General features: G+C 45.6%; 20 protein-coding genes. 8 read left to right on the plus strand and 12 right to left on the minus strand.

All coding sequences use genetic code 11. The annotated features are described in order from the left end of the window. Window positions 1–76 precede the first annotated feature (76 nt). The 4 genes from LZG73_RS12775 (at window position 77) to LZG73_RS12790 (ending at window position 6,240) form a co-directional block, all read left to right on the plus strand. A complete protein-coding gene (locus LZG73_RS12775) occupies window positions 77–1,270 on the plus strand; it encodes a DUF4856 domain-containing protein (protein WP_233849889.1) in 1,194 nt (397 codons plus the stop codon). A gap of 83 nt (window positions 1,271–1,353) precedes the next feature. Further along, the gene (locus tag LZG73_RS12780; protein ID WP_233849891.1) at window positions 1,354–2,478 is read left to right on the plus strand and encodes an imelysin family protein; all 1,125 of its coding nucleotides are present in this window, start codon (window positions 1,354–1,356) and stop codon (window positions 2,476–2,478) included. Window positions 2,479–2,489: 11 nt separating this feature from the next. Beyond that, a complete protein-coding gene (locus tag LZG73_RS12785) occupies window positions 2,490–3,839 on the plus strand; it encodes an HTTM domain-containing protein (protein ID WP_233849900.1) in 1,350 nt (449 codons plus the stop codon). Continuing rightward, window positions 3,817–6,240 carry a TonB-dependent receptor domain-containing protein gene (locus LZG73_RS12790; protein WP_409014334.1) on the plus strand — a complete coding sequence of 808 codons (2,424 nt, stop codon included), beginning with the start codon at window positions 3,817–3,819 and terminating at the stop codon, window positions 6,238–6,240. Before LZG73_RS12785 ends, LZG73_RS12790 begins: the two co-directional genes overlap by 23 nt. Here the strand turns inward: LZG73_RS12790 and LZG73_RS12795 are convergent. The 4 genes from LZG73_RS12795 to LZG73_RS12810 all read right to left on the minus strand — a co-directional run bounded on the left by LZG73_RS12795 (window position 6,237) and on the right by LZG73_RS12810 (window position 8,855). Next, the gene (locus LZG73_RS12795; RefSeq protein WP_233849901.1) at window positions 6,237–6,926 is read right to left on the minus strand and encodes a DUF3575 domain-containing protein; all 690 of its coding nucleotides are present in this window, start codon (window positions 6,924–6,926) and stop codon (window positions 6,237–6,239) included. The two genes, LZG73_RS12790 and LZG73_RS12795, sit on opposite strands and share 4 nt — an antisense overlap. Further along, window positions 6,923–7,690 carry an LVIVD repeat-containing protein gene (locus LZG73_RS12800; RefSeq protein ID WP_233849904.1) on the minus strand — a complete coding sequence of 256 codons (768 nt, stop codon included), beginning with the start codon at window positions 7,688–7,690 and terminating at the stop codon, window positions 6,923–6,925. Before LZG73_RS12800 ends, LZG73_RS12795 begins: the two co-directional genes overlap by 4 nt. A gap of 52 nt (window positions 7,691–7,742) precedes the next feature. Then, window positions 7,743–8,279 carry a hypothetical protein gene (locus LZG73_RS12805; RefSeq protein ID WP_233849906.1) on the minus strand — a complete coding sequence of 179 codons (537 nt, stop codon included), beginning with the start codon at window positions 8,277–8,279 and terminating at the stop codon, window positions 7,743–7,745. Window positions 8,280–8,387: 108 nt separating this feature from the next. Next, window positions 8,388–8,855 (minus strand): NUDIX domain-containing protein, encoded by a 468-nt coding sequence (locus LZG73_RS12810; protein ID WP_233849908.1) that lies wholly within the window; start codon window positions 8,853–8,855, stop codon window positions 8,388–8,390. A 162-nt stretch (window positions 8,856–9,017) separates the two neighbouring features. On the opposite strand from LZG73_RS12810, the gene LZG73_RS12815 reads away from it, so the two are divergent. Then, window positions 9,018–9,920, plus strand: coding sequence for a manganese catalase family protein (locus tag LZG73_RS12815; protein ID WP_233849910.1), 903 nt, complete (start codon window positions 9,018–9,020; stop codon window positions 9,918–9,920). Between the two features lie 108 nt (window positions 9,921–10,028). Here LZG73_RS12815 and LZG73_RS12820 read toward each other — a convergent pair whose 3' ends face one another. Continuing rightward, complete coding sequence (locus LZG73_RS12820) at window positions 10,029–10,580, minus strand: ferritin-like domain-containing protein (protein WP_233849912.1); 552 nt, start codon at window positions 10,578–10,580, stop codon at window positions 10,029–10,031. Between the two features lie 224 nt (window positions 10,581–10,804). Between LZG73_RS12820 and LZG73_RS12825 the strand changes: the two genes are divergently transcribed. Beyond that, complete coding sequence (locus LZG73_RS12825; RefSeq protein ID WP_233849914.1) at window positions 10,805–11,536, plus strand: DUF2490 domain-containing protein; 732 nt, start codon at window positions 10,805–10,807, stop codon at window positions 11,534–11,536. Window positions 11,537–11,588: 52 nt separating this feature from the next. On the opposite strand, the gene LZG73_RS12830 is transcribed toward LZG73_RS12825, so the two are convergent. Continuing rightward, window positions 11,589–12,155, minus strand: coding sequence for a hypothetical protein (locus LZG73_RS12830; protein ID WP_233849916.1), 567 nt, complete (start codon window positions 12,153–12,155; stop codon window positions 11,589–11,591). A 170-nt stretch (window positions 12,156–12,325) separates the two neighbouring features. Between LZG73_RS12830 and LZG73_RS12835 the strand changes: the two genes are divergently transcribed. Next, window positions 12,326–13,285: a hypothetical protein gene (locus LZG73_RS12835; protein ID WP_233849926.1), complete on the plus strand. Its 960-nt coding sequence runs from the start codon at window positions 12,326–12,328 to the stop codon at window positions 13,283–13,285. Window positions 13,286–13,363: 78 nt separating this feature from the next. On the opposite strand, the gene LZG73_RS12840 is transcribed toward LZG73_RS12835, so the two are convergent. The 5 genes from LZG73_RS12840 to LZG73_RS12860 form a co-directional block, all read right to left on the minus strand. Next, window positions 13,364–14,074, minus strand: a complete 711-nt coding sequence (locus LZG73_RS12840; protein WP_233849927.1) for a pseudouridine synthase — start codon at window positions 14,072–14,074, stop codon at window positions 13,364–13,366. Next, window positions 14,075–14,806 (minus strand): class I SAM-dependent methyltransferase, encoded by a 732-nt coding sequence (locus LZG73_RS12845; RefSeq protein WP_233849929.1) that lies wholly within the window; start codon window positions 14,804–14,806, stop codon window positions 14,075–14,077. It abuts the gene before it with no gap. A 44-nt stretch (window positions 14,807–14,850) separates the two neighbouring features. Beyond that, window positions 14,851–15,525: a DUF1361 domain-containing protein gene (locus LZG73_RS12850; RefSeq protein WP_233849931.1), complete on the minus strand. Its 675-nt coding sequence runs from the start codon at window positions 15,523–15,525 to the stop codon at window positions 14,851–14,853. 229 nt (window positions 15,526–15,754) lie between these two features. After that, entirely contained in the window at window positions 15,755–16,975 is a 1,221-nt protein-coding gene (locus tag LZG73_RS12855; RefSeq protein WP_233849932.1) for a DEAD/DEAH box helicase, read from the minus strand. A gap of 332 nt (window positions 16,976–17,307) precedes the next feature. Next, window positions 17,308–17,910, minus strand: coding sequence for a DUF1080 domain-containing protein (locus LZG73_RS12860; RefSeq protein ID WP_233849934.1), 603 nt, complete (start codon window positions 17,908–17,910; stop codon window positions 17,308–17,310). 198 nt (window positions 17,911–18,108) lie between these two features. Between LZG73_RS12860 and LZG73_RS12865 the strand changes: the two genes are divergently transcribed. Beyond that, window positions 18,109–19,881 (plus strand): ABC transporter ATP-binding protein, encoded by a 1,773-nt coding sequence (locus LZG73_RS12865; protein WP_233849936.1) that lies wholly within the window; start codon window positions 18,109–18,111, stop codon window positions 19,879–19,881. Window positions 19,882–19,944: 63 nt separating this feature from the next. Here LZG73_RS12865 and LZG73_RS12870 read toward each other — a convergent pair. Continuing rightward, window positions 19,945–20,785: T9SS type A sorting domain-containing protein (locus tag LZG73_RS12870; RefSeq protein WP_233849938.1), on the minus strand; the 841-nt coding region annotated here is incomplete at its 5' end.

A 20,785-nucleotide genomic window follows, 5' to 3' on the forward strand; every position in this document is an offset into this window, starting at 1 on the left:
ATGTTTGCCTCTGCTTAGTTTCAGTCTAAATAAAGCAACCTCTTACATTTCCTGACAAAACAACAATTTGCAAAAAATGCTACAACATTTAAACCTTCGCAATGTAATGTTCGCTTCGATGCTGATCGCAGGATTGACCTCCTGTTCAGACGATGCTGAACCGACGGTAACTCCTCCAACCACAGAACTTCGGACCAAGATCGATTACGCGAAGATCACGCCAACAACACCTTACAAAAGCCTTTTCGTTGACGCAAAAGGCGATACAACAGCCGATTTGACATCCGGTAACATGCGTTACAAAATGTTTCAGGCGCTCAATTATTACATGGGCTCAGCAGTTCGCGACACAACGCAGGTGAGTGCAACGGTGTTGAAAAACATGTATACAAATACAGGAAGCCCTTTCACGGACATCAGCACGGCTACGATCAACATCAAAGGCGCTGACCTAAATGCGTCAGGTGTTCAGTTGCGCGATGTTACTGCTTCGTCGAGAACTTCTGCGGAAGCCGATGCGGCGAAAGCAAATCTGGAAGCGAGCTTTGCCGCACTGGAAGCTGCCAGCAAATCAGTAAAAGCCACTGCCGCGAAAGGCGTTGCGGGGAAACTGGGAACATATTTAGTTGATGCAAAAGGAATTGAACACGCGCAGATCATTCAAAAAGGCCTCATCGGCGCATTGCAGCTGGACTTGATCGGCAATGTATTGCTTGATAAAGGATTGGAAGCTGACAATTCAGCGCTGGTTTCGGGCAAAAAATACACTGCATTGGAGCACAACTGGGATGAAGCTTACGGCTTGCTAACCCTGAATCCGGTTTATCTTGCTGGCGCTACGGACGCTGTAAGAACTTCAAATGAGTCATTCCTTGGTTCTTATATCTGGGAATACAATAAGGCAAGTTATGCCAAAGTGCACCCGGCGTTTGTAAAAGGCCGTGCGGCCATTGTTAACAACGACAAGGCGGAGGTTAAGGCGCAAGCAACATTCATCAGAACCGAAATGGAAAAGGCAATTGCCTCTGCTGCATTGGGTTATCTTAGCAAATGGAAGAGCGGAACGACCGATGCGGCCAGAGCACACGCGATTGGCGAAGGACTTGGATTCATTTATTCTTTACGTTACTGCACGATTAACGGGGCGGACGCTGCGTTTTCTGACGCAATTTTGCTGGGCTTGATCGGCTCGCCGAATGGTTTCTGGGACTTGACCAATGACAAGATCAACGCTGCTTCGGATGCGATAACAGCGAAGTTCAAATTATAATTTCAGACTATTTCTGACCCTGGGTGGATTGACGTTTTTCGTCAGTCCACCATTTATTGTTTTAAAACTGACCACTAATTCAAATGAAAAATTACCTGGCGATTTTGCTGACCTTGCTTTTTCTGGGCTGTTCAGATTCAAAAGAAAAGCCTGAACCAGAGCCTGTTAACGATGGCATGGACCGGAAAGCAATGTTGACGCACTTGGCCGATAACATCATTATTCCGTCTTACGATAATTTTCAGACGAAGTTTGACTTGATGGTGACCAAGTCCAATGCATTTGCCGCCAAACCAGACGCTGCAACGCTCACAGACTTCCGCGCAGCCTGGGTGGACGCTTATACGGAATGGCAAAAAGTTGAGCTCTTCGATTTTGGTCCGGGCGAAAAACACACGATCCGGAATTTTTTCAATATTTACCCTGCCAGCGAGCAGGGAATTGCAGCCAACATTGCCGATCCAACAGCGAGTCTTGAAACGCCGGATTCTTATCCCAAACAAGGATTTCCAGCAATTGATTATCTGATCAACGGCATAGGCGCCACGGATGCAGCGATTATTGCGCAATACACAACCGCACCAAACGCTGCCGCCAAACTGGCTTATATGAAGCGCGTTACCGATCGCATGGACAGCATTCTGGATAGAGTTACCAGCGAATGGAAAGGCGCTTACAGAGAAACATTTGTTACTAAAACCGGTCTGGACATTGGCTCCTCGACTTCATTGCTGGTGAATGGCTATGTGCTTCATTACGAGCGTTATATCCGTTCCGGCAAGTTCGGGATTCCATCCGGGGCAATGTTGAACGGCATTCCCGCAGCTGAAAAAGTGGAAGCTTATTATAAGAAAGACATTTCATTGGTTCTTGCAAAAACGGCACACCAGGCGTTTGCTGACTTTTTCAACGGCAAAAGCGCAAAATCGGATGCAACCGGGCCTTCGCTAAAAACATATCTGGACGCGCTTGGCGCGAAAGATAGCGCCACCGGAAAGTCACTTACGGAGTTGCTTAATGCACAATTTGAAGCCAGCAAAACGAAGTTGAATGTCTTGAAACCCAACCTGTACGAAGAGGTGAAAACCAATAATCAGGCGATGAAGGACACTTACACGGAAATGCAAAAAGCTGTAAGAATGCTGAAAGTGGACATGACCTCGGCTATGAGCATTACCATCACTTACACGGATAACGACGGCGACTAAACGCATCATTCATGCGGGCTTATTTTAACAGATTTTCTCCGGCTGCGACGCTGGCTTTGTTCCGGGTTATTTTCGGCATGATGCTCTTTTTGAGCATTTGCCGTTTCTGGGCAAAAGGCTGGATCAATGATCTTTATATTCTACCGAAATATCATTTCGCGTTTTACGGTTTTGAATTCATCAGGCCGTTGGGAGAATGGACTTATGTGCTTTTTGCCGTCTGCGCATTGGCCGCACTAATGGTCGCACTGGGCTTATTTTACAGATTCTCCGCATTAATGCTCTTTCTGTCATTCACTTACATTGAACTGATCGACAAAAGCACTTATCTGAATCACTATTATTTTGTCAGCATGGTGAGCTTCATGCTCATTTTTTTGCCAGCCCACGCGTCCTTTTCAATCGACGCTTACCGGAACAAAAGATTGCTCGCAGACCAGGTTCCGAGCTGGTGCATTGACAGCATCAGACTGCTGGTGTGCATCATTTACTTTTACGCCGGGTTGGCCAAGTTGAACAGTGACTGGCTTTTACATGCATTGCCATTAAAAATCTGGTTGCCTGCCAAGAATGACCTGCCCGTTATCGGAAATCTGTTTAATTACAAATGGATGCCTTACTTTTTCAGCTGGGCCGGATGCATTTATGATTTAAGCGTTGGCTTTTTGCTTTGGAACAGAAAAACGCGTCCGTTTGCATTTATTTCGGTGATCATTTTCCATTTGCTCACTGCGGTTCTCTTTCCAATCGGCATGTTTCCTTACATTATGATCGTCACGGCGTTCATATTTTTCCCGGGCGAATTTCACCAGAAAATCATCGATGCCATTAGTTTCGCATTGCATTTGCCCATTCAATTCATCAGACCAAAGCGCTCATACATTGTTTTAGGCATTGCAAAACCGATTTTGCTCACCATTTTTGCGCTGTTTTTTACATTTCAGCTCTTGTTTCCTTTTCGTTATTTGCTGTATGCCGATGAGCTTTTCTGGACAGAAGAAGGTTATCGTTTTTCCTGGCGGGTTATGCTGATGGAAAAAGCGGGTTACACGCAGTTTACGGTCATGGATGCTTCTGGCAAAATACAGATTGTCAATAACAACGATTTCCTGACGCGCTTGCAGGAGAAAATGATGTCGACCCAGCCGGATATGATCGTGCAATATGCGCATATGCTTCGTGACCATTACGCGGCTGCGGGCTTTCAACAACCACAAGTTTACGTGGATTCTTACGTGGCACTCAATGGCCGGATGGGCAAACCACTCGTTGATCCCGCAGTTGACCTGGCCAAACAAACTGATTCCTTCCAACACAAATCCTGGATTATTCCTTTTAATGATGAGATCAAAGGGCTTTAAATTCCTTTTATTATTACTGACCCTTTCAAGTGTCGCCGCTGCCCAGTTTCGCATTTCCGGAAGGGTTTTGTCCAAGTCGGATAGTGCCGCAATTTCCGGGTGCATTGTTTTATTAAACGAAAATCAGAAAACGGTTACCGACACAAACGGCCATTTCACATTTGCCAACATTCCCAACGGAAAACACACGCTGCAAACCGTGTCCTCACATTACAGATCGTTTCAAAAAAACATCGCATTGTCAGGCAAGGACCAACACATTGACATTCACCTGACTTCCAGCGAACAAACGTTAAACGAGTTGACGGTCACCGAAAAAGCCACCGATTTCGGCTTTTCGCGGTTACGTGGAGTGGAGAATATGGGCATTTATGAGGGAAAGAAATCGGAAGTTATCACGCCCGATCAGCTTGTCGCAAATCTTTCTACTAACAATGCACGGCAAGTTTATTCACGAGTTGCGGGTTTGAACATTTGGGAAAATGACGGCGGCGGGTTGCAGCTTAGCATTGGCGGCCGCGGACTAGACCCTAATCGCACTTCTAATTTTAATGTGCGGCAAAATGGTCACGACATCAGCGCGGATGCATTGGGTTACCCGGAAAGTTATTACACCCCTCCGATTGAAGGCGTCGGCCGCATTCAGATCGTGCGGGGCGCGGCTTCACTCCAATATGGCACGCAGTTTGGCGGATTGATCAATTTTGTGATGCGCAAGCCTGTTGAGAACAAAAAACTCGAAATCACTGCACGGCAAAGTGTTGGTTCTTTCGGGTTTTACAATGCATTCACCAGCGCAAGCGGGACGGTGGGAAAGTTGAGTTATTATACTTTTTTCCAATATAAAAAGGCAGACGGCTGGCGGGAAAATTCGCATTTTGAAAACAAAACTGCCTATGCGGACATTGATTACAAAATATCTAATAAAACCAGCATTGGCATTGACGTTACGCATATGGATTATCTGGCAAAGCAGCCGGGTGGGCTTTCGGATGCGATGTTTTCGCAAGATCCCCGGCAGACGAACCGTGAAAGAAACTGGTTTCAAGTGGGCTGGAACATGCTTGCATTGCATTTTGACCAAAAACTAAATGCAACGAGCGACTTCAATCTCCGCGTTTTCGGACTGGCTGCGCATCGTTATTCTCTTGGTTTCAGGCCCAACCGCGTGGCGACCATTGATGATAACAGCGAACGTGATTTGATAAAAGGCGATTTCACGAACTGGGGAGCCGAGGCGCGTTATTTGAAAAGATATTTTATTGCTAAAAAGCAGTCTGTGCTGCTGGTTGGCGGGCGTTATTATCATGGGTTCAACCACAGTTTGCAAGGAATCGGAAGCACAGGAAAAGATGCAGATTTCAATTTCGTGCAGCCCGAGCGTTTCATCACTTACGATTATCGCTTCCCGAACCGGAATGTATCGCTTTTTGCAGAGAACATCTTTTATCTCACAGACCGACTTTCGGTGACGCCCGGCGTCAGGTTTGAATACATTAAAACAACCGCCGACGGATTTTACGGAAACATTTCGCGCGATCTTGCCGGCAACATTATCAACATTACACGCACCGATGAGTATCGAAAAAATGGGCGTCAGTTTGTCCTGGCCGGTGTTGGCGTGAGTTACAAGCCGCATTTGAATGTGGAAGTTTATGGAAACATCTCTCAAAATTACCGCTCGATCACATTCAGCGACATGCGCATTGCCAATCCATCGTCCGTCATAGATCCTAACCTAAAAGATGAAAAAGGATACAGCGTTGACTTGGGTTTTAGAAGTCATCAGACTGCGTTTTTCAATTATGATGTGAGTCTTTTTTATCTCAATTATAATAACCGGATTGGCGAAGTGCAGTTTTATGATGAAAGCAACCGGGTGCTGCGGCTTAGGAGCAATGTGGGCCAAGCCATCATTACAGGTGTTGAATCTTATGCGGAAGCTGATTTTATCAAACTTGCAAATCCGGAATACAGGGATTGGAGCGCTGTTGTTTTTGCGAACATTGCCTTCATCAAATCAGAATACAAGAACAGCGAAATTCCTGGTGTTCAGGGCAATGAAGTTGAATTTGTGCCAAAGTTAAACTTAAAAACGGGTCTGAGGCTTGGTTATAAAAAACTCAAAGGCTCATTCCAGCTGACACATTTAACAGACCAGTTTTCCGAAGCAACCAATGCGGTTGATGGAGGCGTGTCGTCAGTCGTCGGCCTCATTCCAGCTTACAAAATCATGGATGTCAGCCTTTCTTACGAATGGAAACGCCTGAAAGCCGAGGGCAGCATCAACAACCTGGCCAACGAAATGTATTTCACCCGCCGCGCCACAGGATATCCCGGCCCCGGCATCCTGCCCTCGGACGGAAGAGGTTTTTATCTGACTTTGCAGGTTAAGATTTAATCACCAAACTTCCCCAATACAATCCCGAAATGGACTCCCATTGCTATGCTGGGGACGATTTCGTTGACGCCGGGGCGATCGTATTCGAACCAGCGATCGGTGCGGGGAATGTTGGCATTGTCGAGGCCGGGTGTGATTGCTTTTACGCTGATGTTGCGAAAACCGATTCCGGTAAACAAGTCGAGCGCCATGCGGTTGCCGAAGTAAAATTGCCAGCCGAGCTTCACGTGCCCTGCTCCTACTGTCCGTCCCGTTTTGACAAATTTGTTTTCAAAATAATTGCAGTTGCCATCCAGGCAATCCATGCCCACCCATTTGTTCTCGGCGTAAATCACTTTTTTCAGCATAAATTCACCTGCAACATAAGCCTTAACCCGGCGGCGCGTCATGTAATAATAACGCAGTTGCGTTCTGCTTTTATAAGTGTATTTGCGCGGTCGGATGCTTTCATTTTCATACCACATATTAAAGGACGAATGTCCATAACCAAGGTCTTGCTGCAACGACATTCCGGATGTGCCCAGTGGCACTTCGACGCCGAACTGAACTGCGTTATCAAAGTCGAAAAGTGCAAGCGGCGCGAATTTTACAATAACATGCTGCTGCGCTGTTTCGGCATCAATTTGGCCAAATGATGTATAAGCTTGTAAGCAGCATGCGACCAAAAACGTAAAGAACAATCTCATAAAACAGGAATTTTACTTAACAATTCAACATTATCCGCATCGTCATATTTGAACTGAAACAAGCCTTTTTCCCCTGTGACAATCAGATGTTTGTCTCTTGCAATAACATCATAGGCAGGCAAATCACCGAATGTTTGCTTGAATACGGGCAAGGCTGGGTTGGTGATATCCAGCAACGTCAGCCCAAGCGAGCCCTCGCACACAAACAATTTATTGCCCGAAACAGCCAAACCGTAAGGCGAACTCATGCGCTGTGTGTGCACCATCTTTGGGTCGACCGGGTTGCTGATGTCAATGACATCCAGCGAGCTCAATGAATTTTGCGGTCGGCACGTAACGCCACTCCTCAGCGTGACATAGGCATATTTATCTCGAACCACCACCGGGTCGCATGATTGAATGTGCTGGAATTTCGACAGGAGTTGCGGATTTTTTGGATTGGTATTATTGAAAATATACATGCCGTCGCTGGCACCGATGTACAGGTTGTCTTTGTATGGAAATATGGTTTCAATCCCCACACTCATGTTTTTGTCGGTCGCTTTTACAGGGTTGGCGCCATCGGCAATGTCGTAAACTTCAAGCGTTTGCTTTGAAACAATGTAAAGTGTGGTGCCAGTTATGGCAAAGCGTGCCATGGAGCCGCCGGTGCCGGACTGGGGATTTAATGCCGAATCGGTGCGGCCGTCCTCACAACCTGTCAGAAGTAAAAACAGGCCGATCAAAGTGAGGCATATAAATATAATGGGAGCAAATCTTTTCATGATTTCAGCGCTAGCTTTCTAGTTTTTGGAGAATGGTTGCCAGGAATTGTCGTTATCGGGAGCATTTTGGCATTTCTGACATCGGCACTTTTTCCCATCCCGTCACAATCCCTTTTTTACTTTCTACGCATTCAAAATAAACATTGTTGAATGGCGGGTAATTATTTACCGGAATTGCGTTCGGAATGGTCTTGGCGAGTTTGGGAGATTTTGGATCGCTAATGTTGAAAACCAGCAGATTGGATAAATTATCCGCATACAAAAATGACCCTTTTGCCGCAATGTCATAGTTGCCCGGAATGGAAATAAAGGAGAGGTTTTTTGGATTCTTGGGGTCAGCATTATCAATAATGTGAATGCCTTGACCGGATTCGTTGATGAACAAATAATTGTCCAGCAGATAAATTTTGCCCGGCTTTGCCAACGGCTGCGCACCAATGGTCTCGATTTTCGCAAGGTTTTCTTCGGTGCTGTAAATTGGTCGGTAACCGGTCCCGTCGAAGGGAAATCTTTGTAAAGGCTCGTCACGCTCGGTGGTGCAGGACACAATAAGAGCGACAAGCAAAAGCAGCAGTAACGAATATTTCATGGCGCTGTGATTTGGGAGGCTAATTTTCATTTTAGACACCATGTTGCAGAAGAACGTTGCAATGGATCGAGAAGAATTTGGATTTAAGCCCGCCTGCTACTCCATTGGCTAACTCCCAGAGCTCCCAAAAAATGTCACTAATGCATCCAGAAACACAAGCTGGCTTGGGTGTATTTTTTCTTTCGCGTCTTCAATGTTGAACCAGGCGCCTTTGTCCACTTCCGGGAACGCGCTCATTTTTCCCGAGCGGGGCGGCCATTCCAATTCAAATGTGTTGGATATCAGATTTTTTTCATCAAAATCACCTTCCACCGCCCAACAACTGATCAGCTTGCCGCTCTTCATTTTGGTTTCCGCCAAATACATTAATTCACCGGCTAGCATGCTTCCGGTTTCTTCAAAAAATTCCCTGCGCGCTGCCAGCTCCGGATCTTCGTCCGTGTATTCGCCTTTCGGAATGCTCCATGTGCCCAAATCTTTTCTGGAATAAAATGGACCGCCCGGATGCACCAGAAAAACTTCCAACGTCTTATTTAGCTTTCTGTAAAGCAGAATTCCTGCACTCTTTTTCGTCATGACCTCATTTGTTTTGTTTTGATAAAAAAGTTAAAACCCTAGTTACACTTCCGTGCAATCGAATGCTAAAATCCTGTTCCTCAGCTTTTCCCCACTCTACGCACTTGCCGTCTGGAACAGTTTTTATTGAGCGGGCATGATTTCTCATCAAACTTCAACAATATGATTTTAAAAATGGATCGGCTGCCGATTGAGCTGCCAACACCTACAAATCCGTCCCCCAATGATGCTGCCGCTATCCAAGAATTGCTTGGCGGTAAATTTGGGGAAATGTCTACATTGATGAACTATACTTTTCAATCCTTCAATTTCAGGGGACGTAAGCGGTTAAGACCCTTTTACGACCTGACGGCCAGCATTGCAGGGGAAGAATATAGTCATATTGAAGTTGTTTCATACGCGATAAACTTACTTTTAACCGGAACTACGAAAAGAGGATTTGACCCTGAGCCGGGGCCTTTGAGCGAGACTGTTGACGCACGCATTTCGCGCCATTTTCTTTCGAGTGCGCAAACCTCATTGCCTATAGATTCGATGGGCGACTGGTGGACTGGACAAAATGTTTTCAGCAGCGGTAACCTGAGACTCGATTTGCTTCATAATTTCTTCCTGGAATGTGGAGCGCGTGCAAACAAAATGCGTGTATATGAAATGGTTACGGATCCGACTGCGCGCGAAATGGTTGGTTTTCTGCTCGTAAGAGGAGGCCTTCACGTGGTTGCATATGCACGTGCATTGGAAATCCTGACCGGCGTTGCGGTTACCAAGCTAGTTCCCGTGCCGGATTTAAGCAACAAGGCTTTTCCGGAAACGCGCAAGTATGAAGCGAATGGTGTTCACCGGAAATTATACACTTTCAGCAAGGACGATTATCAGCAAGCCGGAATGGTTTTCAACGGTCCTCACCCGGAAGATGGGCAGCCATTGGAAGTTATTTTTGGTGCGCCGGAAGGATTCCCTGCTCCGGATCTGGAAGAAGAACCACAATTAAACTCACCTGGTGAAGTGGGCATTGATCCGGAAATGTTTGCCGACATTGCTAAAAAACTAGGGATAAAAATCTAGGCAACTGGCGATAAAAGCCCATTTGTTATAAAAGAGAAAAGCTGCTGATAAGAGACCCCCGATGGGCGCTTCTTATCAGCAGCTTTTTATTTGTCTTGTTCAAACGCATTAAACTTCTTCCGCTGCGTCGTAATTCACGCTGTTTTCAGCGATTTCGGTCAACAATTCGTCGGCCTGTTTTTCCTCTGCCAATGTTAATGCCAGCAGGTCGGCTATATCTTCCAGCCCCAATGTTGCCGCAAGTTGTGTAAGTCCGCCGTAGGTTGCAATCTCGTAATGCTCTATTTTTTGACTTGCAAGGATAATCCCCACGTCACGCGTTGCAGTTCCTTCTTCGGTGCTTTCCACAATTACTTCACCTTCTTTGGATAAGCCTTCCATTGCATCGCATTTCTTGGCGATTGCCTCTTCTCCTAACAATTCGAAAATTTGTTCAAGGCGGCTAACCTGCTCCGTTGTTTCTTCCAGGTGATTCGCGATTGCAGCGCTCAGCTTTTCTGCCGTTGCAGACTGCATCATTTTTGGAAGTGCCTTAACCAGGTGATTTTCTGCCCAGTAAATATCGCGCAGACTATCCAGGAATAATTTCATCAATGCTGGCTGTGCACCGGCTGATGTTTTCGTTTTAAATTTCGGTTCAGAACCTGTACCATTGCTCATGTGACTCGCTGTTATGTGAAGATTGAGGGTATACAAATGCTGTACCAACTTTTAATGGTGATTTTTAAAAAGTAAAAAATATACAAATGGTCATTTTCGTGCTATTTCCATATTTATCTATTGCTTAACATTGCAAATCGGCCTGCTGATATGGAAGACAGCGGCCGAAAAGTGTATGCATTACTGACCGGGCAATGTTTTGAATGTAACCTTATTAACCAATTATGAAGAGTCGACTTTTACTGCTATTTCTCCTTTTTACAATCCCCTCATTTGGCCAAAAACAAGTCAACAATGTTAGCGGCGTGTGGCTGGGATATTTTAATCAAACCAGAATTTCGGATCGGTGGGGATTGTGGCTGGACTTGCACGCCAGACGCACCGATTTTCTGGATCGCTGGGCAACACAGATCATCAGACCAGGAATCACTTATTATTTTAATGATCATTTGAGATTTACAGCTGGTTATGCTTACGCGCGCAGTTATCCGGCCGCAGGTCTGCATACGGTCAGGCCAGAGAACAGGCTTTGGCAACAAATACTTTGGACAAGTCGGCAGAAGCGTTTGCAAACGCAGCAATGGGTGCGCCTGGAAGAACGGTTTAACCGAAAAATTGCGAACGACGAGCTGCAAGATGGCCACAATTTCAACTTCCGCTTCCGCTATCTTCTCAACTTGATGGTTCCCCTGAACAGGGACTTTATAGAACCTAACACATTGTTTTTTGCATTTAATGATGAAATACACATCAATGCGGGGAAACAAATAACCTATAATCTTTTTGACCAGAACAGATTTTTTGTTGGGCTTGGCTATCAATTTACAAAAGGACTGAATGCGCAGGTTGGTTATATGAACCAATTCCAGCAGCTTCCGTCAGGAAACCATTTCATTAGCAACAATGTGCTCCGGGTTTTCATATTTCACAACCTGGATATAAGGCCTAAGAAGTAAAAAACAGCATTTTTGAATCGTAGAGGGACATGATCATGGGTGTTGTTGCCGGTTAATCCATCTCAGTATAACCGTCATCACCCAAAATATCGTGTCCCTCATTGAGGCGGAACTCCCGGATGATTGCATCCTTTTCCGCCCGATTTTTTGGATCGACACTAATGATGATTCCTCCCTCTTTCATTCCACTCTCGTAAGTCTGGCAATGTGCCTCAGGAATCTTGGTCGCGATGATGCTGCCAATGGTTTCCTTCTGCGGAATAGCCTCATTTGACACTCCTGAAACCCTTCCTAGCAGTTTTCGGGAGATGGAAATCCCCAGTTCGGGCAAAGATATCATGGAAGTGATTGAAATAATGGCATCGGCAAGCATATGCTTGGCTGAGGATTTTGACTGGTCCTGTGAAGGCTCATAAGCTGTGTCCGAGTCTGTAATAACGTCCCCCTGAGTCGGATTTGCGTGCTTATTCAATGTCTCATCTGACATAAGCAAGGAAATATCATCTTCCGTGTGCCCAAGTCTAAGCAACGCGCGATAGGCATTCTCTGCATTGTTTTTAGTAAAAAAGACTGCCGACACGGTCCCCGGCAAGTCGTAAGCGTAAGAATTCGAGCTCATAGTGAATGAATTAGTGTTTAAGGTTGCTGTTGAAATCAAAATATGGTGCCAATCGGATATGCATAATGTGAACAAACGCTCCACACTTTTCACTGGAACGACTTTTATAACTCCGCCCTGAATTAAAAAGTATTTCATTAATAATTCATTGACTTCTAAAAACTAAAAAAATGAAAAAGTTAACATTAAGCGTTTCTTTGTTCTTGTTGATTTCAGCGGGGACAGTATTCGCACAAACAACGGACAAATCAAAACAAAATTCTCAGGGAACAACTAGCGGCAGCGGCTCTGGAAGCAGCACTAGCGGTTCAACTGGAAGCGGCACTAGCGGAACTTCCGGCAGCGGAACTAGCGGAACGACTGGCAGCGGATCAGGCAGCACAACCGGATCTGGAACGACTGGCAGCAGCACCGGATCAGGAACTTCTGGCACATCAGGCACAAGCGGTCAGTATCAGCAAGGAAGCGGCACGAGCGGATCATCAGGCAGCGGAACAACCGGCAGCGGAACAGGCAGCTCAACTGGATCAGGAACTTCTGGCAGCACTGGCTCAGGCACGTCTGGAACATCAGGCACTAGCGGTTCAGGAACTTCTGGCACAAGCGGTCAGTATCAACAAGGAAGCGGCACGAGCGGATCATCCGGCAGTGGAACAACTGGCAGCGGATCAGGAAGCTCAACTGGATCAGGAACATCTGGCAGCACTGGAACTTCGGGTTCAGGCACAAGTGGCTCAGGAACTTCTGGAACAAGTGGTCAGTATCAGCAAGGAAGCGGCACTAGCGGATCTTCTGGCAGCGGAACGACTGGCAGCGGATCAGGCAGCTCAACTGGATCAGGAACATCAGGCAGCACTGGCTCTGGAACTTCGGGTTCATCAGGAACTAGTGGATCAGGAACATCTGGTTCAGGCAGCTCAACTGGATCAGGAACTTCCGGCACATCAGGAAGCTCAACTGGATCAGGAACTTCTGGAACATCAGGAAGCTCAACTGGATCGGGAACCACAGTAGGCACTGATACAGGCGCATCAGGAACTTCTGGTTCTTCGTCAGGCGAAACCAAGAAAAACAAGAAGAAAAAAAATAAAGGCAGCGGCTCAGGAACAAGCGGTTCTAGCAACGAATAGTTTTAGACAAAAGCATTGTAATTTAATTACAGCAACCCGGATGACCGAAGGTCATTCGGGTTTTGCTTTTTTGTTTGGTTAGGCGGGGTTGCTATGTAGTTGGATAAGGTTTATCATGTTGGTAAAAGGTTTATTCAGGGGCGCTACAATGTCGACTTTTAGCTTGTCTACGGGATTTAAAAACGAAATCTTCAAAGCATGCAGTATCATCTCCTCCATCCCAAACTCCTCCTTAAAAAACCTATTCTGCTTATTACAGCCGTGGGGACGGTCGCCGATGATGGGGTGGAAAATGTGGGCCATGTGCTTGCGGAGTTGGTGCATGCGGCCGGTAGTGGGCTTTAATTCTACGAGGGAATAACGCGAGGTTGGATGTTTGCCAATGGCAAAATTGACTTCTGTTCTTTGGAGTGTTCGGAGGGATGTGAAGGCTTCCTGGATTGTTCCGTCTTCCTTTTTTAGGGGATAATCAATGTCGAGCGTGTCGGGGGTGTAGCCTCTAACAATGGCGTGATAGGTCTTTTCAACTTCACCGTTTTGGAATTTTTGCTGCATGACACTGTTCATTTCTTCATTAAGCGCAAAAAGCAGCACGCCCGAAGTTTTGCGGTCGAGGCGGTGAACAGGATATACTTTTTGCCCTAACTGATCCCGTAATAATTGGACGGCAAAGACATTCGTATCGGTCGCAATGGGCGAACGATGCACCATCAAACCGTTGGGTTTGTTGATCGCAACAAGGTCAGCGTCCTGATAAAGGATTTGAAGCGGTGCGAAATGTTCTTTCACCTAAAATATAGAAAGATCATTTTTGGACTTGGCCGTCAACACAGCATAAGCGCTCGGCTTGATGCCCAATAAATAGGGAAACATTTTGAGGATAAAATGTTTGGCCTTTGTTACGTAAAACCCTGCTTTGTTATTTTTGAATGTTGGCAAAAGCACCTCATCATTATACAAATGACAAATGTCTTTGATCACCTCGAAGTTTTCTGACTTCAACAGAAATCGCATTAAAGCGGGTGTATAAATGTTAATGTGCCCGTAAGAAAGGAAATGCTTTACTTTCTTGTCGACATAAAATGAAAAGTCAATGGGCACTTCGAAAATCTGATATTTTGAAACTCTTTTAATCTCTCTCAACAAAATCCGCTCATGTTCAACATGTTCGAGAACGTGCGAGCAGATCACCAAATCGAAATGATCATCGGGGAAAGGAATCTGATAACCATCGAAAAGCAGCACATTTTTCAGGTTTTTGATCTGCTTCGATTTAATCAATGCAATGCCGCTTTCGGAAATCTCAACGCAGCTCATATCCTCACAAAAATTCCACTGCGAAAGCCAGTTCAGAATGCTCCCCTCGCCTGCTCCCACTTCCAGCACATTTTTAAAATTGATGTTTTTTGAAAGAGAAACAATGTTTTGCGCCTTGTATTTCGCACCCGTGTTTCGCCATTCGACAGATGCGTCGCTGTATTGGGACGAATAGGAATCCTTCACATTATCGGATATTCGCATATCGATATTCTATTTTTTGGCTTAAATACAATTGAAAAAATGCCTTAATCGTCGTGTTGTAAGCGGCTGTTCTTCTTGCTATAACGAATCCTGAACCGAACTATGGCCCATAGCACCAGATAAAGAATGCCCAAAAGCATGCCGATTTCCATGCTGAAAACCCAGGCTGTGCGGTCAAGCGCGCTTTCGATGAGGTTATTCAAAATGGCTCTTGGATCATGAAGAATGTCCCAGCTGTTCATGCGCCTCACTCTTCCTAAATAAACCCCAAAACCAGCCAGCGGAAGGCTTAAAAGTAAAAAAGTAACGGTTGTACTTCTCGTAAAAACGCGCCGCCAGGAACGGTGAATCCAATAAAGGGACACCAATCCATTAAACAAACTTACTTCTGCGTAGAAAAACAGCATAATCGTATCATGCCAGGTCAGATCGCGCTGATAATCAACGGTCAAATGGGCCAGGTCGGTGATCATATATGGTGCATTTGGGAAAAATGCCAGCCATATTGTGGTCATTACGATCAATGTAAAGGGAATGCGTCCGAAGCGTTTTGTAAAATTATCGGCTAAAAACGCCATTATCAGTGGAATCCAGCTTAAAAACAGGTTCCAGTCCATTGAAAAATCAACGGGAGAGTTAAAAAATATGCGGATAAGGTGGAAAAATACGGCTACAAGGCTTAACAATAACAGCAGCAGGAGCGAAAACAAGCCCTCCATAGAAACGATGGGGGGATCTGTTATGCTAAACCTATGATTCCTAATCCAATCGATCAAACGGTCCAATAGTACGGTATTTAAGTTTATTCATGACGACTTAAAAAGCTAAGCAAATGAAAAGCAAAAAAGGCATATCCCGATCAAATCATTTATTTCGTAAAAATAATCATTGATATAGTCATATTACTTCTTCACTTCTGCTGCGTCATGTTTGACAAACTCTGATAGGCTAAGCCTGGGTAGGATTATTTTGTTCTGCTTTGGGTTTACGTCTTTTTGGTCTGTTGGAAGACTTATGAGCCGATTTTGCGGCTCCCGCCGGTTTGCGACCGCCGGTTGCCCTGAAACGTTTCGGCTCAAAAACCGGAGGCTCGCCAAGTCCCAAATCCTGCGTTACCGATCGTTTTTCGACTTCTTTTTCAAAAAGTCTTTCAATCTTCAACACATATTTCTGGTCTGCCTCATTGATAAACGTGATGGCCGTGCCTTTGGATTCAGCGCGTGCTGTTCGACCAATGCGGTGAACGTAATCTTCCGGATCGCGGGGAACGTCGTAGTTAACAACGTGGCTCAAATTATCAATGTCAATGCCGCGTGAAAGCACGTCTGTGGCTACGAGCACGGGAAATTGTCTGTTTTTAAAATCACGCAAAACAATCTCACGATCAGCTTGCTCCGAATCCGACGAAATTCCTCTTGCCACAAGTCCAAGCTTTCGCAGCGCCCGTACGATTGGCTCCACGGTAGACTTGCGGGAGGTGAAAAGCACCATGCTTGTGCTTTCGACCTGGCTTAATAAATGCAATAGCAACGGCAATTTCTGCTCGTCTTTTGCCATATAAAACTGCTGATCAATCCGGTCAACCGGACGCGAAACAGCAAGTCTGATCTCTTCGGGATTTTGGAGAATTCTTTTTGCCAGCTCACCAATTTTTGGTGGCATTGTCGCAGAGAACATTAATGTCTGCCTTTTTGCGGGCAAGAAACTCATGATCTTCAAAATATCGCTCAAAAAGCCCATATCCAGCATCCGATCGGCCTCATCCAACACCAAATGCTTTACATTCCCAAAAGTGACATAACCGAGTTGCAAATGTGCAATGAGCCTTCCTGGCGTCGCAATGATAATGTCTGCTCCCTGGGTAAGCGCTTTTTTCTGCTGATCCCATTCGGGACCCTTATTTCCGCCATACACTGCAATGCTTGTCGCGCCTACAAAATAACCCAGACCCTGAATTTGCTGGTCAATTTGTACAGCGAGCTCACGTGTGGGCACCAGGATTAAAGCTCCGGTGTTGCCATTGTTCTCGTGTGCAACTTTGTCAAGAATGGGGATCAGATATGCGGCAGTCTTTCCGGTGCCGGTTTGGGCGCAGGCCAAAAGATCTTTACCGTTAAGAATATAGGGAATTGCTTGTTCCTGGATTGGCGTTGCCTGCTGGTAGTTCATGGAATCCACGGCGTTTAGCACGTCTTCGTGGAGCTCAAATTCATTGAAATTCAAAATTCAGCTTGTAAGGTCCATAGATTTAAACGACTACGGACATGTTAAAAAATGAGCTGACTTTAACTTTCCCAGTCAGCAAACCGCTTGATTTGAACAAATATAAAAAATATCCTGCAAAAAATGAAAAGAAGGCTAAGACAAGCAGGGCTTGACTGCAAAAAACGGCGCTGCTAAATCATCAGCAATTACGAAACAAAATCGCCTCCCTTTTCCGGGAAGCGATTAAGTTATTATTTAGGACAAATTGTCAAATTATTTGTTTTAAAAAACCTTTTTTACTCTGTCAAAGGCCTAACCATAATGTCTTTAAAAAGGACAACGCTCTTTGGATCATGCGCTTGCAATGCGAAAGTGCCGGCTTTAAGCGCTTTTGTTTTCATATCACCCTCTCTTTTGTCCACATCGGCTTCTTCGTAATCAACAACGACTTTGTCGTTAATTTTAATGGTAATGTGCTTGCCTTCAACCTTGATGTATTCGGTATACCATTCATTGTCTTTCACGTAGGTTTCCTTCACGTCGACTACATTATATAAACTTCCCGTGCGCTTGTAATCCGTGTGCGACTGGTTAACCTGCACTTCGTATCCTTGCGAAGGCCAGCCGTCTTCCTGATATGCTGTATGAATAAAAATCCCGGAATTGGCACCCGGCTTGGTCATTACGGTCGCCTTGAATTCGAAATTCTTGAACATGTGGTTTTTCACCGGGCCATCATAGAACAAGTGCGCGCGCGGCCCAGCAACCTGAATGCTGCCATCAACGATTGTAAAAGAAGAGGCATTGGCGCCAATCTTCCAGCCATCAAAATTTTTCCCATTGAAAAGTGAGATCCAGCCATCCTGGGTAGCTGCCGAAAATTGTAATCCAATGCTCATTATGAGCACTATGAACAAATTATTAAATGTTTTTTTCATAAGAACATTAATCTCAGTTGTATTTGGGTGATTTAAACTCTTTTACGAAAAAATCGCATTTGGTAAAAAACTACTCTTCATAAATAGAATATCGCTCAGCGTAGCACGTTGCAAAGCGGAAGTTTACGCTTTGCTATATTTGCCTGCGAATTAATTATAATGAACAATCCCTATTTATCTCTGCTTGCCATTGCCTGGCGATATGCGCGTCAGCAAAGAAAACGTTATGTGCTGGTTTACGCCATGTTTGTAATGGCAAACATTGTGTTGGCCGCGCACCCGCTTATGTATGGCTGGTTTGTCCAATCCATTCAAAAAGATCCGTCGCATGTTCTGGAAAATGTATGGTTATATACAGGTGCTTATCTTGTTTTGACGCTCGCTGAATGGGCTTTCCACGGCCCTGCGCGGATTATGGAGCGGAAACTGGCATTTGACCTGAGCAAAAATTTTTTGGATGAAATGTATCACCAGGCCCTCCACCTGCCTATTCGCTGGCACCAGGATCATCACAGTGGCTCGACCATCAACCGCATTCGCAAGGCATACGAGGCATTAAAAGAGTTTTTCCAAAACGGTTTCATGTTTTTGCACGCCTTTGCAAAGTTCATTTTTTCCTTCATCGCGATTATATGGTTCTCGCCCCTTTTTGGCGCAATCGGCGTTTTGATTGGCATTGTTAACGTCTGGGTAATATTCAAATTCGACAAACCATTTATCAAGGCTCTTGACGAAACCAATGAGCGGGAGCACGTTGTGTCTTCCACGCTCTTCGACAGCTTGTCCAACATCATTACAGTGATAACACTGCGGCTCGAAAAGCGGATGAAAATCAGTTTGATGAGCAAAGTTGACGAAGTGTTTCTGCCATTTGTGAGATCTATAAAAATCAACGAGTGGAAATGGTTTACGGCCAGCATGTTCATTGCATTGATCTACATTGTGGTTACCACGGGCTATGTTTATCAAAATTATGTTCCGGGCGAAGTTTTCCTGGTCGGCGGTTTGGTCACATTGCTGAGTTATGTAAATCAGTTTACGAGCGTGTTTCAGGACATTGCCTGGCAATATACCGAGATCATCCGTTACAACACCGAAGTCCAGACTGCACGCTCGATATCAGAAACTTATAACCGACAACACCGGCCTGACGCAAGTGAAGGTCTCCCCGAAGATTGGCAGCAAATTGAGATCAGCAACCTCAGTTTCTCGCATAGTCAGCATTATGATGCCGAGATGCGGGCACACAGTCTGCATGGCTTGCATATCCGCATTAAAAAAGGTCAGCGCATTGCATTCATAGGTGAAAGCGGAAGCGGGAAAAGCACATTGCTAGCCTTGCTGAGGGGTTTGTATGAGCCGGAAAATGGCGTGCAAGTCGTTGTGGACGAGAAGCATAGAACCGACATGCAACTGCTGGCAGATCAGATCACATTGTTTCCGCAGGACCCGGAAATTTTTGAAAACACCATTGCCTATAACATTACGCTGGGCCTTCCTTTCGACGAAGAGGAGATTATGCAAGTGTGCAAGACAGCCCATTTCACAGACGTGATCGCTAAACTTCCGAACGGCCTCGAATCGAACATTCAGGAAAAAGGCGTCAATCTTTCGGGCGGACAAAAGCAAAGATTGGCTTTGGCAAGAGGCATTCTGGCTGCGCGAACGAGCGAAATCGTTCTACTCGATGAGCCAACGAGCAGTGTAGACCCGAAGACCGAGTCGCATATCTACGACAAGATGTTTGAAGAATTCAAAGGCAAGGCCGTCATCTCGACACTGCACCGGCTTCACCTGCTAACCAAATTTGATTACGTCTATATCCTAAGGGACGGGCATCTCATCGACGAAGGGACGTTTACAGGGTTACGGGCAACCAGCGAAGTTTTCCAAGATCTCTGGCGTCACCAGGAAGGGATGTTGGAGCGGTGAGGCAAACGTTAGCTTCACCGCTCTCATTGTTCAATACCCGTTTAGATGCACAATAGTCGCTTGTTATCTCGTCAGTACAATTCGCCTCACCTCGACTTTCTGATCTGATGTAGCCAGTTTCATAATGTAAACGCCATCAGCCAGTTGATTAAAATCATATGGCATTTCAACTCGCTCTCCTGTTCCCTTCACTAACTGCCGCCAAACCCGCAGTCCAACGATATTTGTTATTGTCAACTCAGCGTTAACATTCTCACTAAGAGAATAGCTCGCATTTATTTTTCCTCTTGTAGGATTTGGGAAGATTACCAGATCAATATCCAATTCCGGCTGTTCACCGGCCCCTGAAAATACCTTTTCAACTTCCTGACTTGGCCCATCCGGTGCGGCAATGCGTGCAGTTGTAGCGCAAGTGACAGTCTTTGGCGAATTATTCAGCGTATAACTGCTATTCTTTACCCGAACACTAAGCTGGTGCGACTGGCCGTCTTTCAGGGCCGAAGGAAGCGCGAAACTGAAACCGTAGTTGCCTGTTCCATAGCCCGCTGACTTCACATCGGCACGGTATGCATTGGCCACCACAGTAGCATGCACTGTCGAGCCTTCATAGAGTTCGATCGTCAGCGAAGAGTCAGGATATGACTTGTCCCATACCCAGCCCTGAACTGTGCTGCAATCCAGTGCATTAACGCTTCCATAATACTGAGAAGGAACTGAGCAAGTTAATGTCCGTGGTGAGCCTGACAGCACATATGTGGTGCCCTGCACACGCACGCTTAACTGATGCGGCTTGCCGTCACGAAGGTTGACTGGCAATGGAATGTTGAAGCCGTATTTGCCCGTTCCCGTTCCGGCGCTTTGCAAGTCCGAGCGGAAAACGTTGGCATTATAGATTGAATGGACC

Origin of the sequence: Dyadobacter sp. CY326 (assembly GCF_021390515.1) — a bacterium.
GTDB lineage: Bacteria > Bacteroidota > Bacteroidia > Cytophagales > Spirosomataceae > Dyadobacter.